This window comes from Lutibacter oricola (genome assembly GCF_900106565.1).
Classification (GTDB): Bacteria; Bacteroidota; Bacteroidia; order Flavobacteriales; family Flavobacteriaceae; genus Lutibacter; species Lutibacter oricola.
The window spans coordinates 285,972-300,492 of the sequence record NZ_FNNJ01000003.1 but is presented as its reverse complement, the minus strand read 5'-3'; the positions used below and the strand labels follow the sequence as shown (position 1 = coordinate 300,492).

General features: G+C 31.8%; 16 protein-coding genes and 5 tRNA genes. 1 reads left to right on the top strand and 20 read right to left on the bottom strand.

The genetic code is table 11. The features are described from left to right. Positions 1–23: 23 nt before the first annotated feature. From rplL to BLU40_RS09035, 20 genes are all read right to left on the bottom strand, one after another. Positions 24–398 carry a 50S ribosomal protein L7/L12 gene (rplL, locus tag BLU40_RS09130; protein ID WP_090122624.1) on the bottom strand — a complete coding sequence of 125 codons (375 nt, stop codon included), beginning with the start codon at positions 396–398 and terminating at the stop codon, positions 24–26. A gap of 47 nt (positions 399–445) precedes the next feature. Beyond that, entirely contained in the window at positions 446–961 is a 516-nt protein-coding gene (rplJ, locus tag BLU40_RS09125) for a 50S ribosomal protein L10 (RefSeq protein WP_090122622.1), read from the bottom strand. Positions 962–981: 20 nt separating this feature from the next. After that, positions 982–1,671, bottom strand: a complete 690-nt coding sequence (gene rplA, locus BLU40_RS09120; protein ID WP_090122620.1) for a 50S ribosomal protein L1 — start codon at positions 1,669–1,671, stop codon at positions 982–984. A gap of 15 nt (positions 1,672–1,686) precedes the next feature. Then, on the bottom strand, positions 1,687–2,130 hold the full coding sequence (gene rplK / locus BLU40_RS09115) for a 50S ribosomal protein L11 (protein WP_090122618.1): 444 nt from the start codon (positions 2,128–2,130) through the stop codon (positions 1,687–1,689). Between the two features lie 72 nt (positions 2,131–2,202). Beyond that, the gene (gene nusG / locus BLU40_RS09110) at positions 2,203–2,754 is read right to left on the bottom strand and encodes a transcription termination/antitermination protein NusG (protein ID WP_090122615.1); all 552 of its coding nucleotides are present in this window, start codon (positions 2,752–2,754) and stop codon (positions 2,203–2,205) included. Positions 2,755–2,767: 13 nt separating this feature from the next. Further along, positions 2,768–2,956 (bottom strand): preprotein translocase subunit SecE, encoded by a 189-nt coding sequence (gene secE, locus BLU40_RS09105; protein ID WP_090122613.1) that lies wholly within the window; start codon positions 2,954–2,956, stop codon positions 2,768–2,770. 14 nt (positions 2,957–2,970) lie between these two features. Beyond that, positions 2,971–3,043: transfer RNA gene (locus BLU40_RS09100), tRNA-Trp, on the bottom strand. Positions 3,044–3,103: 60 nt separating this feature from the next. Further along, positions 3,104–4,291: an elongation factor Tu gene (gene tuf, locus BLU40_RS09095; protein WP_090122611.1), complete on the bottom strand. Its 1,188-nt coding sequence runs from the start codon at positions 4,289–4,291 to the stop codon at positions 3,104–3,106. Positions 4,292–4,347: 56 nt separating this feature from the next. Further along, positions 4,348–4,419, bottom strand: a tRNA-Thr gene (locus tag BLU40_RS09090). A gap of 13 nt (positions 4,420–4,432) precedes the next feature. Then, a tRNA-Gly gene (locus tag BLU40_RS09085) sits at positions 4,433–4,505 on the bottom strand. 50 nt (positions 4,506–4,555) lie between these two features. Then, positions 4,556–4,636: transfer RNA gene (locus tag BLU40_RS09080), tRNA-Tyr, on the bottom strand. Between the two features lie 35 nt (positions 4,637–4,671). Next, positions 4,672–4,745: transfer RNA gene (locus tag BLU40_RS09075), tRNA-Thr, on the bottom strand. A gap of 96 nt (positions 4,746–4,841) precedes the next feature. Next, positions 4,842–5,141 carry a ribosome hibernation-promoting factor, HPF/YfiA family gene (gene hpf / locus BLU40_RS09070; protein WP_090122609.1) on the bottom strand — a complete coding sequence of 100 codons (300 nt, stop codon included), beginning with the start codon at positions 5,139–5,141 and terminating at the stop codon, positions 4,842–4,844. Positions 5,142–5,148: 7 nt separating this feature from the next. Next, positions 5,149–6,036, bottom strand: a complete 888-nt coding sequence (locus BLU40_RS09065) for a tyrosine-type recombinase/integrase (protein ID WP_090122607.1) — start codon at positions 6,034–6,036, stop codon at positions 5,149–5,151. Positions 6,037–6,109: 73 nt separating this feature from the next. Further along, positions 6,110–6,307, bottom strand: a complete 198-nt coding sequence (gene rpsU, locus BLU40_RS09060) for a 30S ribosomal protein S21 (protein WP_090122605.1) — start codon at positions 6,305–6,307, stop codon at positions 6,110–6,112. Between the two features lie 91 nt (positions 6,308–6,398). Continuing rightward, entirely contained in the window at positions 6,399–7,559 is a 1,161-nt protein-coding gene (locus BLU40_RS09055; RefSeq protein ID WP_090122601.1) for an acyl-CoA dehydrogenase family protein, read from the bottom strand. Between the two features lie 38 nt (positions 7,560–7,597). Next, positions 7,598–8,473, bottom strand: a complete 876-nt coding sequence (locus BLU40_RS09050) for a ComEA family DNA-binding protein (RefSeq protein ID WP_090122599.1) — start codon at positions 8,471–8,473, stop codon at positions 7,598–7,600. Between the two features lie 15 nt (positions 8,474–8,488). After that, complete coding sequence (locus tag BLU40_RS09045; RefSeq protein WP_090122597.1) at positions 8,489–10,093, bottom strand: alanine/glycine:cation symporter family protein; 1,605 nt, start codon at positions 10,091–10,093, stop codon at positions 8,489–8,491. Positions 10,094–10,219: 126 nt separating this feature from the next. After that, positions 10,220–11,221, bottom strand: a complete 1,002-nt coding sequence (locus tag BLU40_RS09040; RefSeq protein ID WP_090122593.1) for a potassium channel family protein — start codon at positions 11,219–11,221, stop codon at positions 10,220–10,222. Then, on the bottom strand, positions 11,222–11,449 hold the full coding sequence (locus BLU40_RS09035; RefSeq protein WP_090122591.1) for a PspC family transcriptional regulator: 228 nt from the start codon (positions 11,447–11,449) through the stop codon (positions 11,222–11,224). Positions 11,450–11,672: 223 nt separating this feature from the next. On the opposite strand from BLU40_RS09035, the gene uvrA reads away from it, so the two are divergent. Next, positions 11,673–14,498, top strand: coding sequence for an excinuclease ABC subunit UvrA (gene uvrA / locus BLU40_RS09030; RefSeq protein WP_090122587.1), 2,826 nt, complete (start codon positions 11,673–11,675; stop codon positions 14,496–14,498). Positions 14,499–14,521 lie beyond the last annotated feature (23 nt).

The following is a 14,521-nucleotide window of genomic DNA, read 5'->3' as shown; positions in this document are numbered from 1 at the left end:
AAATTGTTTTTGCTTTAGAGAGCTTACTTAAGCTCAACCTCAGCACCTGCTTCTTCTAATGACGCTTTTAATCCTTCAGCTTCATCTTTAGAAACACCTTCTTTAATTGGCGCTGGAGCGCTATCTACGATACCTTTAGCTTCTTTTAATCCTAAACCAGTTAATTCCTTAACTAATTTTACTACTGCTAATTTAGATCCTCCTGCTGCTTTTAAAATTACGTCAAACTCAGTCTTTTCTTCAGCTGCTGCGTCTCCACCTGCTGCTGGACCTGCTACTGCTACTGCAGCTGCTGCTGGTTCAATTCCGTATTCGTCTTTTAAAATATCAGCTAACTCATTTACTTCTTTTACTGTTAAGTTAACAAGTTGTTCTGCGAAATCTTTTAAATCTGCCATTTCTCTTTGTTTAAATTTTATTTATTCTAGTTTATTAGTGCACTTATTTATTTCTCTGATAAAGTTTTCAGAATTCCAGATAATTTACTTCCTCCAGATTGTAATGCTGAAACAACATTCTTAGCTGGTGATTGTAACAATCCGATGATATCTCCAATAACTTCTTCTTTAGACTTAATGTTAACTAAAGCATCTAATTGGTCATCACCAACATAAATAGCTTCTTCAACATAAGCACCTTTTAAAAGAGGCTTATCAGATTTTTTTCTAAATTCTTTTATTAATTTTGCTGGAGCATTACCTGTTTCAGATAACATCATAGATGTATTTCCTTTTAACATTGATGGTAATTCACCAAAATCTTTATCAGATTTTTCCATTGCTTTTTCAAGCAATGTATTTTTTACTACTGATAATTTAACGTTTGCTTTAAAACAAGCTCTACGTAAATTAGATGTTTGCGAAGCGTTTAATCCTGAAATATCAGCTAAATAAATGATATTTCCTTCAGATAACTGTGATGTTAAAGCTTCTATTACTTGTGATTTTTCTTCTCTCGTCATAATTATAAGATTTAACTCTGTTATATTGATTTAGAATCAACACTTACACTTGGACTCATAGTACTTGACATATAAATGCTTTTAATATAAGTTCCTTTTGCAGCAGTTGGTTTTAACTTTATTATAGTTTGAATCAACTCATTTGCATTTTCAGCAATCTTGTCAGCGTCGAATGAAGCTTTACCTATTGCAGCGTGAATAATTCCAGTTTTATCAACTTTAAAGTCAATTTTACCAGCTTTCACATCTTTAACAGCCTTTGCTATATCCATAGTTACTGTACCAGTCTTTGGGTTTGGCATTAAACCTCTTGGTCCTAAAACACGACCTAAAGGACCTAATTTACCCATTACACTTGGCATAGTAATAATAACGTCAACATCTGTCCAACCTCCTTTAATTTTCTGAAGGTATTCATCTAACCCAACATAATCAGCACCTGCTTCTTTAGCGTCTGATTCTTTATCTGGAGTTACTAATGCTAATACTTTAACATCTTTACCAGTTCCGTGAGGTAATGTTACTACCCCTCTAACCATTTGATTTGCTTTACGAGGATCTACTCCTAATCTAACAGCTAAATCAATAGATGCATCAAAATTTACATTAGTAATATCTTTTACTAAAGCCGAAGCATCTTTTATAGAATAAGTCTGATTTCCATCAACCTTAGCTACTGCTTCTTTTTGCTTTTTTGTTAATTTTGCCATTTTTAAATAACTGTTTTATTGTTTTACAGGAGCTTCTCCTTTTACTTTAATACCCATTGAACGTGCTGTTCCTGCCATCATTAACATCGCAGATTCTATTGTAAATGCGTTTAAATCAGGCATTTTATCTTCAGCAATAACTTTCAATTGATCCCAAGTAACTGTAGCTACTTTATTACGGTTAGGTTCACCAGAACCTTTTTTCACTTTGGCTGCTTCTAATATTTGAACAGCTGCTGGTGGAGTTTTAATAACAAAGTCAAAAGATTTATCCTTGTATACAGTAATTGCAACTGGTAAAACTTTTCCTTGTTTATCTTGAGTTCTAGCATTAAATTGCTTACAGAACTCCATAATGTTAACTCCGGCAGCACCCAAAGCAGGTCCAACTGGTGGTGACGGATTAGCCGCACCTCCACGAACTTGTAATTTTACTACTTTACTTACTTCTTTTGCCATTTCTAAATTTTAAGTTGTGATAGTGTATTAAGATTGGAAGCTGTAATACCTTATCAAAATTATATGTAACAATTATGAAATTTTATCTACTTGCATATAGCTTAATTCTAATGGTGTCTTTCTTCCAAATATTTTCACCATTACTTCAAGCTTACGTTTTTCTTCATTAACTTTTTCAATGATACCATCAAAACCATTAAAAGGACCGTCAATTACTTTAACTGTCTCGCCAATTACATAAGGTATCGCAACATTATCTGTTGTAACAGATAGTTCATCAACTTTACCTAACATACGGTTAATTTCAGATTTTCTCATTGGTACTGGCTCACCACCTTTTACTTCACCTAAAAAACCAATTACACCTGGAATAGCTTTAATAATATGAGGTAATTCACCACTTAAGTTTGCTTCAATCATAACATATCCAGGAAAATAAACTCTTTCTTTGTTTATTTTCTTTCCGTTACGTACTTGAATTACTTTTTCTGTAGGTACTAGAACAGTTTCAACATAGTCGTTCATTCCTAAACGTGAAATTTCATTTTCAATATAAGATTTCACTTTATTCTCTTGTCCGCCAATAGCCCTAATAACGTACCATTTCTTCACAGATTCAGCCATAACAAACTCTTAATTAAAATAATTTAAAATATTCTGTTAAACCTGTTTGGAAGAATTTATCTACTACAAATACTGCCAAAGCAAATACTACAGTAAAAATTGCAACAACTACCGTAGATTTTTGAGCCTCATCCCAAGGAATCCATGATACTTTATTACGTAACTCTTCAAATGAGTCTTTTATATATTTTACTAAATTCATTTTCTATTATTTTGCACGGGCGGAGAGGCTCGAACTCCCGACACCTGGTTTTGGAGACCAGTGCTCTACCAACTGAGCTACGCCCGTAAGAAAGGTGCTTCTTCATTATAACAGAAGCACCTTAAAATTTTATTATTTCAGATTAGATTAGTCTAACATTTCTGTTACCTGACCTGCACCTACTGTTCTACCACCTTCACGGATTGCAAAACGTAAACCTACGTTTAATGCGATTGGTTGGTGTAATTCAACTGTAATAGTTAAGTTATCTCCTGGCATTACCATTTCAACTCCATCAGGTAAGTTAATAGTACCTGTTACATCAGTTGTACGTACGTAAAACTGTGGACGGTAGTTGTTATGGAATGGAGTGTGACGTCCACCTTCTTCTTTTTTAAGGATATAAACCTCAGCTTTAAAGTTAGAGTGAGGAGTTACAGAACCTGGCTTACAAATTACCATACCTCTTTTAATATCCTCTTTGTTAATACCTCTTAATAAGATACCTACGTTATCTCCAGCTTCACCTCTATCTAATATTTTACGGAACATTTCAACTCCAGTTACAGTAGAAGTTAATTTTTCAGCTCCCATACCAATAATATCAACAGCATCTCCAGTGTTAGCTACACCAGTTTCAATACGACCAGTTGCAACAGTACCACGACCTGTAATTGAGAATACATCCTCGATTGGCATTAAGAAATCTTTATCAACATCACGCTTAGGTAACTCAATCCAAGTATCTACAGCGTCCATTAATTCCATAATTTTGTCAGCCCATTTTGGCTCACCATTCAATCCACCTAAAGCAGAACCTGCAATAATTGGAGTGTTATCACCATCATATTCGTAGAAAGATAATAAATCTCTGATTTCCATCTCTACTAACTCTAATAGTTCTTCATCATCAACCATATCCACTTTATTCATGAATACAACTAATCTAGGAATACCTACCTGACGACCTAATAAGATGTGCTCTCTAGTTTGAGGCATTGGTCCATCTGTAGCAGCTACAACAATAATTGCACCATCCATTTGAGCAGCACCTGTTACCATGTTCTTTACGTAATCCGCGTGACCTGGACAGTCAACGTGAGCATAGTGACGATTAGCAGTTTGATATTCAACGTGAGCAGTATTAATTGTAATACCTCTCTCTTTTTCCTCAGGAGCATTATCGATTTGATCGAAATCTTTTACTTCAGAAAGTCCTTTATCTGCTAATACAACAGTAATAGCAGCTGTTAAGGTTGTTTTACCGTGATCAACGTGTCCAATAGTACCAATGTTTAAGTGTGGTTTCGAACGATCAAAGGTTTCTTTAGCCATAATTATTAATTTTTAAATCTTAGTTATATATAGTGTTAAATTCAATTCTTTACTTGAGCCAATGACGGGACTTGAACCCGTGACCTCTTCCTTACCAAGGAAACGCTCTACCTCTGAGCTACACCGGCTATTAAAAAAAAGAGCGAGAGACCGGGCTCGAACCGGCGACAGTCAGCTTGGAAGGCTGAAGCTCTACCAACTGAGCTACTCTCGCAATATTTTTAATTTCAAATTCGTATTGGTATACAAATCTATAAAAAAATGTGGTGAGAGAAGGATTCGAACCTTCGAAGCTTGCGCAGCAGATTTACAGTCTGCCCTCGTTGGCCACTTGAGTATCTCACCATTTTTTTATTCTTTCAAAGATCTATTCTCTTTTGAGCCGATGGAGGGACTCGAACCCACGACCTGCTGATTACAAATCAGCTGCTCTAGCCAGCTGAGCTACATCGGCTTTTTACTCCATAAAAGAAGCCCGCTATTTCTAACGGACTGCAAATGTATTAAAGTTTTTATTTGTAAACAAAACTTTTGAACTAAATTTTTAAATTTATTTTGCTCTTATTTTTTCTTTACGTTTTCTAAGCTGTCTTTTTAAAGAATCTGTAGCTAATGTTATACCTTCTTCAAAGGTTTTACATTGTTTTTTTACAACAAAGTCATTTCCTGGTATATTCAATTTAACATCAACCATTTTATTTTCTTTTTCACTTGTTTGTTGCACTTTTAAATACACCTCAGAATCTACAATTTTATCATAATACTTTTCTAATCCATTTATTTTTTTTTCAACAAACGTTATTAAATCACTATCTGCATTAAAATTAACTGACTGTACAAATACTTTCATATATTTTTTAGGTTTTATCGCTCCTTGGGTGAGCTTGATTATAAACTTCTTTCAATTTTCCCAAACTACTATGGGTGTAAACTTGTGTAGACGCCAAACTAGAATGCCCAAGTAATTCCTTAACTGAGTTTAAATCAGCGCCTTCATCTAACAAATGCGTCGCAAAAGAATGCCTTATTACATGTGGGCTCTTTTTAACTTTTGATGACACACTACTAAAATAACTATTTATAACCCTATAAACAAGTGTATCGTATACTTTTTTACCTTTTTTTGTTACAAGTAAATAAGATGAATTAGTATTTATATCACTCCTAAATTCTAAATATTTTTTAATAGTTTTTTGAACTGACTTTAATAACGGAATATACCTTTCCTTATTTCTTTTCCCTAGGACTTTAACAGTTTCGTTAACAATATCAACATTTGACAATTCTAAATTAATTAATTCAGCTCTTCGCATTCCAGTAGAATACAATAATTCAACAATTAACTTGGCTCTTAGCCCTTCAAAAGTTTCATCTTCATCAATTACATTAAAAACCTCTTTTATTTCTTTTTCTGAAAATGGCACTTGAACCTTTTTTGCGACTTTTAGTGGTTTATGCTTATTTAATGGACTTTGCTCTATTTGTTTTGTTCTTTGAAGAAATTTATAGAATGATTTTAATGAAGAGACTTTTCTGTTAATACTTCTATTAGATATATTGTTATTAACTAAACTAACAATCCAACTTCTAATTTGAGCGTAATTAACTTCAATTAAATTTGATGTATTATAATTATCTAGACAAAACTGTTGAAATACATTTATATCATTCTTATAAGCTGTAACAGTATGCTTAGAATATTTTTTTTCTAAAGCTAAATAATTTAAAAAGGAAAGTATAGGCATAAAAAAACCGTTAGTTTACAAATTTAATAATTTTGCAATACTAACGGCTGTATAATTTGAATACTTAAAAAATTTATCCTTGCTCTTCTGCAGTTCTAATTCTTTGTACGTATTTAGCTTTAATGTTTTGAGCTCTTTTTGTTACTGAAGGCTTGTTGAATTGCTTTCTGTTACGTAAAGTTTTCATTGTTTTCGTTCTATCAAATTTTCTCTTGTAACGTTTTAACGCTCTATCGATATTTTCTCCGTCTTTAACTGGTATAATTAACATATTTTAGCACCTCCTTTCAAAATGATCTCTTTTATTTTTGGATTGCAAATGTATTACTTTTTTAAATACAAACAACAAATAACTAAAAAATTTATTTAGTACTTGGCTTATACTCTTTTTTATCAATAATCATTTTAGCAATAATTTCTCTTAATATTTCTGAAGTTCCTCCTCCAATAGGCCCCAACCTACTATCTCTCAATAACCTTGCCATAGGATAATCTTCCATATAACCATAACCTCCTAATAACTGCAAACATTCATAAATAACACCATCTGCAATTTTAGTAGACATTAATTTAGACATACTCGCCTCTTTTACCACATATCTTCCTTTATCTAACCTATTTATAATAGAATAGTTAAATTCTTTACACATTTCGATTTCACTTGCCATTTCAGCCACCTTATGTCTCAACGCCTGAAAGCTATCTATAGTTTTTCCAAACGCAGTTCTTTCTGACATGTATTGAATAGCATATTCCAAAGCAAATTCAGCTCTTGCGTGTGCATTTACTCCCATAATTACTCTCTCAGATGCAAAATGCTGCATTATATATCCAAATCCTTTTCCTTCTTCACCTAATAAATTTTCTGCTGGCACTTCAACATTATCAAATGCAATCTCAGCAGTATCTGAAGCTTTCCAACCCAATTTTACCAAAGCTGTAGATGATAAACCAACAGACTCTCTATCTACCACAAATATACTCATTCCTTTATTACCAAGTTCTGGTTGCGTTTTTGCAGCAACCACTAAATAATCTGAATAAACACCATTAGTAATAAATGTTTTTGACCCATTTATAATATACTTATCTCCTTTTTTAACAGCAGTAGTTCTCATACCTGCTACATCTGACCCTCCAAAAGGCTCTGTTACACATAAACAACCAACCATATCACCTTCAATACTTGGTGTTAAGTATTTTTCTTTAATAAAATCACTTCCTTCAGCATTTAAATGAGTCATTGCTAAATACGTATGTGCCCACATTGCTGCAGCAAAACCTCCTGAATTAACTTTTTGCAGTTCCTCTAGAAAAACAACCATGTAAAAAAGATCTAAATTTAGTCCGCCTTGATCTTCTGGATAATTCAATCCAAAATATCCCATTTCACCAAATTTTTTGTAAATGTTTTTATCTACAAAACCCTTTTCTTCCCACTCATTAATATTAGGAACAACTTCTTTTTGTAAAAAATCTTGAAAACTTTGTCTAAATGCGTCGTGCTCTTCTGTAAAATACATACTCTTAATTAAGGCTAACCGATTGTTAATTTAAAAATTTATTCAGCTGCCAAATATAAGGCTATTCTATCGAATTTTTCCAAAGGAAACCCATCAATTTTCTTTAACTCTTCAATTGATTGAATTTCCGCCACCATATCTCTATAGTTAAATATTTTTTTAGTTAGCTCGTAATCTAAATAATTAAGAGCCAAAACTTCTTTAAATGTAGCCGTATTTACATTTAATTTAATTATCTCTGGTTTTGTTTGAACTTGAAAATTTTTAAGCAATTCGATAACCACTTCAGTTTTTAATCCCCAAACTTCATTTAATTGATTGTTAAAACTAAAACCTTGTAATTTTTTTCGATAACTAACAATTCTTGTAGCTAATTTATCTCCTACTCCATTAATACGTTTAAAATCTTCTGCAGTAGCTTCATTAATATCTTCAACAGAAATTACAGTATTAACATTTTTCTTCTTAGACTTTACATTATTATCCTTTTTTGAAGTAACCCATTTAGGAAATTTAAAGAAAGGTGAAATTGTTTGAAGTAAACTGTCTGTAACTCCTGTAATTTTTTTAAACTCTTTTGCAGAATTTACATATTTACCTGTTTTTCTATACTCTAGGAGCTTATCTATTTCTGAAACATTCATTCCTAACTGATAACCTTTATAATCTGTTATGAAATTAGGGTTGAAAGGAAATATTTTAAGTTTTGCTTTATTTTTTAACGAAATAGCTTTTAACGAATCGAATTCTTGTTCAAAAGCAATAAACTCATTTTTAGAGATAACTGACTTATCATTCTGAGGAAATTCAAACAAAAAGAAAAAAGCCTGTAATACAACTATTGCAAACAGCAAAAAGAAAATCCCATTTCGTTGACGTTTGTTGTAACTAAAATAGGATTTAATATTTTTCATTTATGTATTTTTACCTTAATCTTTACGACCAATTGCTTTTAGATATCTAGATAATTCTCCTTTAACCTTTGGAGCTAATATTAACAAACCAATAACGTTAGGAAATACCATTGCAAAAATCATAGCATCAGAAAATTCAATTACCGAACCTAAACTAGATGATGCTCCTATAACAATAAATATTAAAAATAATGCTTTGTATGAAATATCAGCAATTTTACTTTTTCCAAACAAATATTTCCACCCTTGAATACCGTAATAAGACCAAGATAACATTGTTGAAAAAGCAAAAAGAATAACTGCAATAGTTAGCAATATTGAAAAACCAGGAATTGCAGAATCAAAAGCTACAGATGTTAAATCTACACCTCCCAAATGTTTTCCTGTACCATTCATTATTACATTATTATTTGAATCTAAATTTGAATACTCAAATAAACCACTTTTTAAATTAGTTACTACAATTACCAAAGCCGTCATAGTACAAATTATTACCGTATCTACAAATGGACCTATAGAAGCCACAATACCTTCACTAGCCGGAAATTTTGTTTTAACTGCTGCATGTGCAATAGATGCTGAACCAACACCTGCCTCATTTGAAAAGGCCGCTCTTTGAAAACCAACAATCATCACTCCAATTACCCCACCAACAACAGATGTTTCGCTAAATGCACCATTCCACACTTGCATTAAAGCATCTGGAATAATGTTATAATTCATTACTATAATTACTAATGAGGCTCCAACAAACATAATTCCCATAAAAGGAACTATTTTTTCAGTTACCTGACCAATTCTTTTTATACCACCAATAATAACTATACCAACTAGTACGGCCATTAAAAGTCCAAAAATAAAACCTGATTCTAATCCAAATAGTAATTTAAATTGCGAAGTTGCTTGGTTGGCTTGAAACATATTTCCTCCTCCAAAAGAACCTCCAATTACAAAAACAGCATATAATACTGCTAGCACTTTACCAACGCCAGCTAAATTATTTTCTTTTAATCCTTTTCTAAGGTAATACATTGGACCACCATATATTTTTCCATCTTCACCAACTTCTCTATATTTTACACCTAAAGTGGCTTCAACTAATTTTGTAGACATTCCTAAAAAACCAGCTAAAATCATCCAAATTGTAGCTCCAGGGCCTCCAATTGCAATGGCTACAGCTACACCTGCAATATTTCCTAAACCCACCGTTGCAGATAACGCCGCTGTTAAAGCCTGAAAATGTGTTACTTCACCAACTACACCTTCTGCTTGTACACTCTCAAAAACATCACCTCCAGGAGTTGGGTCTCCCGCAACTTCATCTACTGAGTGGTGATCAACATCGTCATATTTTCCTTTTGCTGCTCTAATAGCAACACCTAACAATGTAATATTGGCAAATTTAAAATACAATGTAAAAAATAATGCACCAAGTAATAATATAATTATAACTATCGGAACATCAATACCAACAATTGTAATAGGATAAAAAACAACAGAACTCACTGCATCAGCAAATGGCTTAAACTTTTCTTCTATTTTTTCATCAATAGAAAGTTCTTGTGAAAATGTTAATAAAGGGAAAATAAGTAATAGTAACGATACGAATTTACGTTTCATAGAAATTGTAATATTTAAAATATTGCTGCAATATGGTAAAAAAATGAAGTTACTGCAAGTTTTTAACAGATAAAACGTAAATCTATTACTATTCTAAATAATCATTTAACAATGTAATAAAACAACTTAATAAATTTCTCTAAGCTTTTTAATTTGCTCTTTGTTTCCTAGTACAATTAAGTGTGTATCCTTTTCCAATTTTATAGTTGCCTCAGGATTAATTATATAATCATTCTCTATTGTTTTGTAACCTATAACGGTACAACCTGTTTGTCTGCGCAAATCTAAATCTAATATTGTTTTTTGAAGATAATCAATAGGTAGTTCATTTACAGAAATTTCTTCTAAGTTAGCGTCTATATCTCCTGCAATGGTTAGCCTATCTACAAACTCAACAATATCTGGAGTAACAACCAACGAAGCCATATGTGCGCCTCCCAATTTATCTGGCATTATTACATTACTTGCCCCAGCAAATTTCAATTTACCATATGAAGATTCATTAGAAGCTCTACTTATAATAATACAATCTTTATTATACTGACGAGCAGTTAAAACCACAAATAAATTATCTGCGTCGGATGGTAATGCGGTAATTAAACTCTTCGCATTTTCTATTCCTGTTAAAATTAAATCATCATCAATAGTAGCATCTCCTTCAATATACAAAACCCCATCACGCTCTAAATCTGCAAGTTCATCTTTTCTTTTTTCAATAACTACACAGGGCTGGTTAAATTGTTTTAATTTATTAACTGCCTGTTTTCCATTTCTACCATAACCACAAACTATTGTATGATTATGTAATAATTTAATTTGATCTTGCACTTTTTTCATTTTTAATCTTTCAAAAAAACGTCCGTTTGCTAAATATTCTGTTAATATAGAAACTGCATAACCGTAGGTTGATATACTTATTAATATAAGAAAAATTGTAAACAACTTCTCTGTATTATTTAGTGGATGTAATTCACCAAAACCTACTGTGGTCATGGTAATAATTGTCATATACAAAGCATCTACAAATGAATCTCCAGATATAAGAATATAACCTGTAACTCCAATACCCATTACCAATACTAGTAATGCTCCTGCTCTATATAATTTTGATGGTAAATATAAATTCATTTATAAATCAAATACAGATTTTCTTTTAGTGTATAACAAATCTTTTAAACGCAATAAAAAAGCAAGTGTTAAGTATATTCCAAAAGAAAAACCCAACGTAACAAAAGAAATGTAAATAAAAAATAATCGCACATTTGCTGCGCTTATCCCTAACCTATCCGCAAATCTAGATGACACGGCAAAACCATGTCTTTCAAAAAAATGTCGTAATGAGTCTATTAACTTCACAAGCTTACTATTTTAATGCAATATAGCAATTTTTACAAGTTTATGGTTTATTGTTTTTTAAAACAATCTTTCAGCACTAAAATATAACAAAAATTAGAATTAACTTCAATCCTTTTTAACCTTTCTATCTAACAATTTAACAAAAACACTTCAAACAGGTTAACTCGAACTAATGATTAATTTTAGCTGCTTTTAATTATATTTGCATTTTTCAAATAAATATATGTCAAATAAGCAAGAATACATAGAGGTTTTAGGCGCAAGAGTTCATAATTTAAAAAATATTGACGTTCGTATACCTAGAGAGAAACTAGTTGTAATAACTGGTTTAAGCGGAAGTGGAAAATCTTCCTTAGCATTTGATACTATTTATGCTGAAGGACAACGACGCTATATTGAAACCTTTTCTGCATATGCTCGTCAGTTTTTAGGAGGTTTAGAGCGCCCTGATGTTGATAAAATTGATGGTCTTTCGCCAGTGATTTCTATTGAACAAAAAACTACTAACAAGAGTCCTAGATCTACCGTGGGTACTATTACAGAAATTTATGACTTTTTAAGATTACTTTTCGCCAGAGCTGCTGATGCTTACTCGTATAACACCAATAAAAAAATGGTAAGTTATAGCGATGAGCAAATTAAAGAGCTTATTTTAAAAGAGTATGAAGGAAAAAAAATAGTTATTCTTGCTCCTATAATAAAATCAAGAAAAGGACATTATAGAGAACTTTTTGAACAAATTGGCAAACAAGGTTTTGTTAAAGTTAGGGTAGATGGAGAGATTAGAGATTTAGAAAAAGGAATGCGTTTAGATAGATATAAAACGCACGATATTGAAATTGTTATTGACAGATTAGCTGTAAATTCTTCTTCAGAAAAAAGATTAGAAGAAACTATTACAACAGCACTATATTCGGGTGAAAATATTTTAATGGTTTTAGAACACGAAAGTAACACACCAAGATATTTTAGTAGAGATTTAATGTGTCCAGAAACTGGCATTTCATATCAAAACCCAGAACCAAATACATTCTCATTTAATTCACCAAAAGGTGCTTGTCCAAGTTGTAATGGATTAGGTAGAACCAACAAGGTAAATATTAAAAAAATTATTCCTTCTGAAGCAGCTTCAATTAAAAGTGGAGGAATTGCACCTATTGGAGAACAAAAAAGCAGCTGGATATTTAAACAGCTTGCTTTAATTGCTGAACGTTATAAATTTCAATTAAGTGATCCTATTTCAAAAATACCAAAAGAAGCGCTAGATATTATTTTAAATGGTGGTAACGAAAAATTTGAAATAGTTTCTAAAGCAATGGGGATAACTCGTAATTATGAAATTGATTTTGAAGGTATTATCAATTTTATCGAAAACCAATACAAGCACAGCGAAACAACTTCAATAAAACGATGGGCTAAAGATTATATGGACGAAGTTGTTTGTGAATCGTGCCACGGTAACCGTTTAAAAAAACAAGCTCTTTATTTCAAAATAAACAAAAAAAACATATCTGAATTAGCTCAGCTAGATATAAGTGAACTTGCAAATTGGTTTAACAATATTGAATCTAAACTTTCAGAAAAACAACTTAAAATAGCTTCAGAAATACTAAAAGAAATTAGAACTCGAATTCAATTTTTATTAGATGTTGGTTTAGATTATTTAGCACTAGATAGAAGTTCAAAGTCATTATCTGGTGGAGAAGCACAACGTATTAGGTTGGCAACTCAAATTGGCTCTCAACTAGTTGGAGTTTTATATATTTTAGATGAACCAAGTATTGGACTTCATCAAAGAGATAATGAAAAACTAATTAAATCTCTTATAAATCTAAGAGATGTTGGTAACTCTGTTATTGTTGTTGAACACGATAAGGATATGATAGAACACGCTGATTTTGTATTAGATATTGGTCCAGGAGCTGGTGTGCACGGAGGTGAAATTGTTAGTGAAGGAAGTTTTAACGAACTAAAACAACACAACACATTAACAGCAGATTATTTAACAGGAGCAAAAGAAATTGAAATTCCAAAAAAACGAAGAGAAGGAAACGGAAACAAAATAGTTTTAGCTGGCGCTAACGGAAATAATTTAAAAAATGTAACTGTAGAATTTCCTCTAGGTAAACTAATTTGTGTTACTGGGGTCTCAGGAAGTGGTAAATCTACGCTAATTAACGAAACACTATATCCTATTTTAAATAAACACATATATAATGGTGTAAAAAAACCGATGCCCTACAAAAGCATTAAAGGCTTAGAGCATATAGATAAAGTTATTGCTATAGATCAATCTCCTATTGGACGAACTCCACGCTCAAACCCAGCAACATACACAGGTGTTTTTAGCGAAATTAGAAGTTTGTTTGCAAAAACTAATGAAGCTTCTATTAGAGGCTACAAACCTGGTCGATTTTCTTTTAACGTAAAAGGTGGTCGTTGTGAAACTTGCCAAGGTGGCGGTGTAAGAGTTATTGAAATGAATTTTTTACCTGATGTACAAGTAGAATGTGAAACTTGCCAAGGAAAACGTTTCAATAGAGAAACATTAGAAATTAGATATAAAGGAAAATCCATTTCCGATATATTAAATATGACTATTGAGGAATCTGTAGAATTTTTTGAGTTGATTCCGAAAATACACCGTAAACTTAAAACAATTAATGATGTTGGATTGGGGTACATAACACTTGGACAACAATCTACAACTCTTTCTGGTGGTGAAGCACAACGTATAAAGTTAGCTGCAGAACTTTCTAAAAGAGATACTGGAAATACTTTTTATATTTTAGATGAACCTACAACTGGACTTCATTTCGAAGATATTAGAGTTTTAATGGAAGTTTTAAACAAACTAGCCAATAAAGGAAACACCATTTTAGTTATAGAACATAATATGGATGTTATTAAATTAGCCGATTATATTATAGATATTGGTATGGAAGGTGGTAAAAATGGTGGTGAGCTTATTTGTAAAGGCACACCAGAAGAAGTTGCCAAACATAAAGACAGCTTTACAGCTAAATTCTTAAAAAAAGAATTACATTAGACCACTATAAAAAAATTGATTAG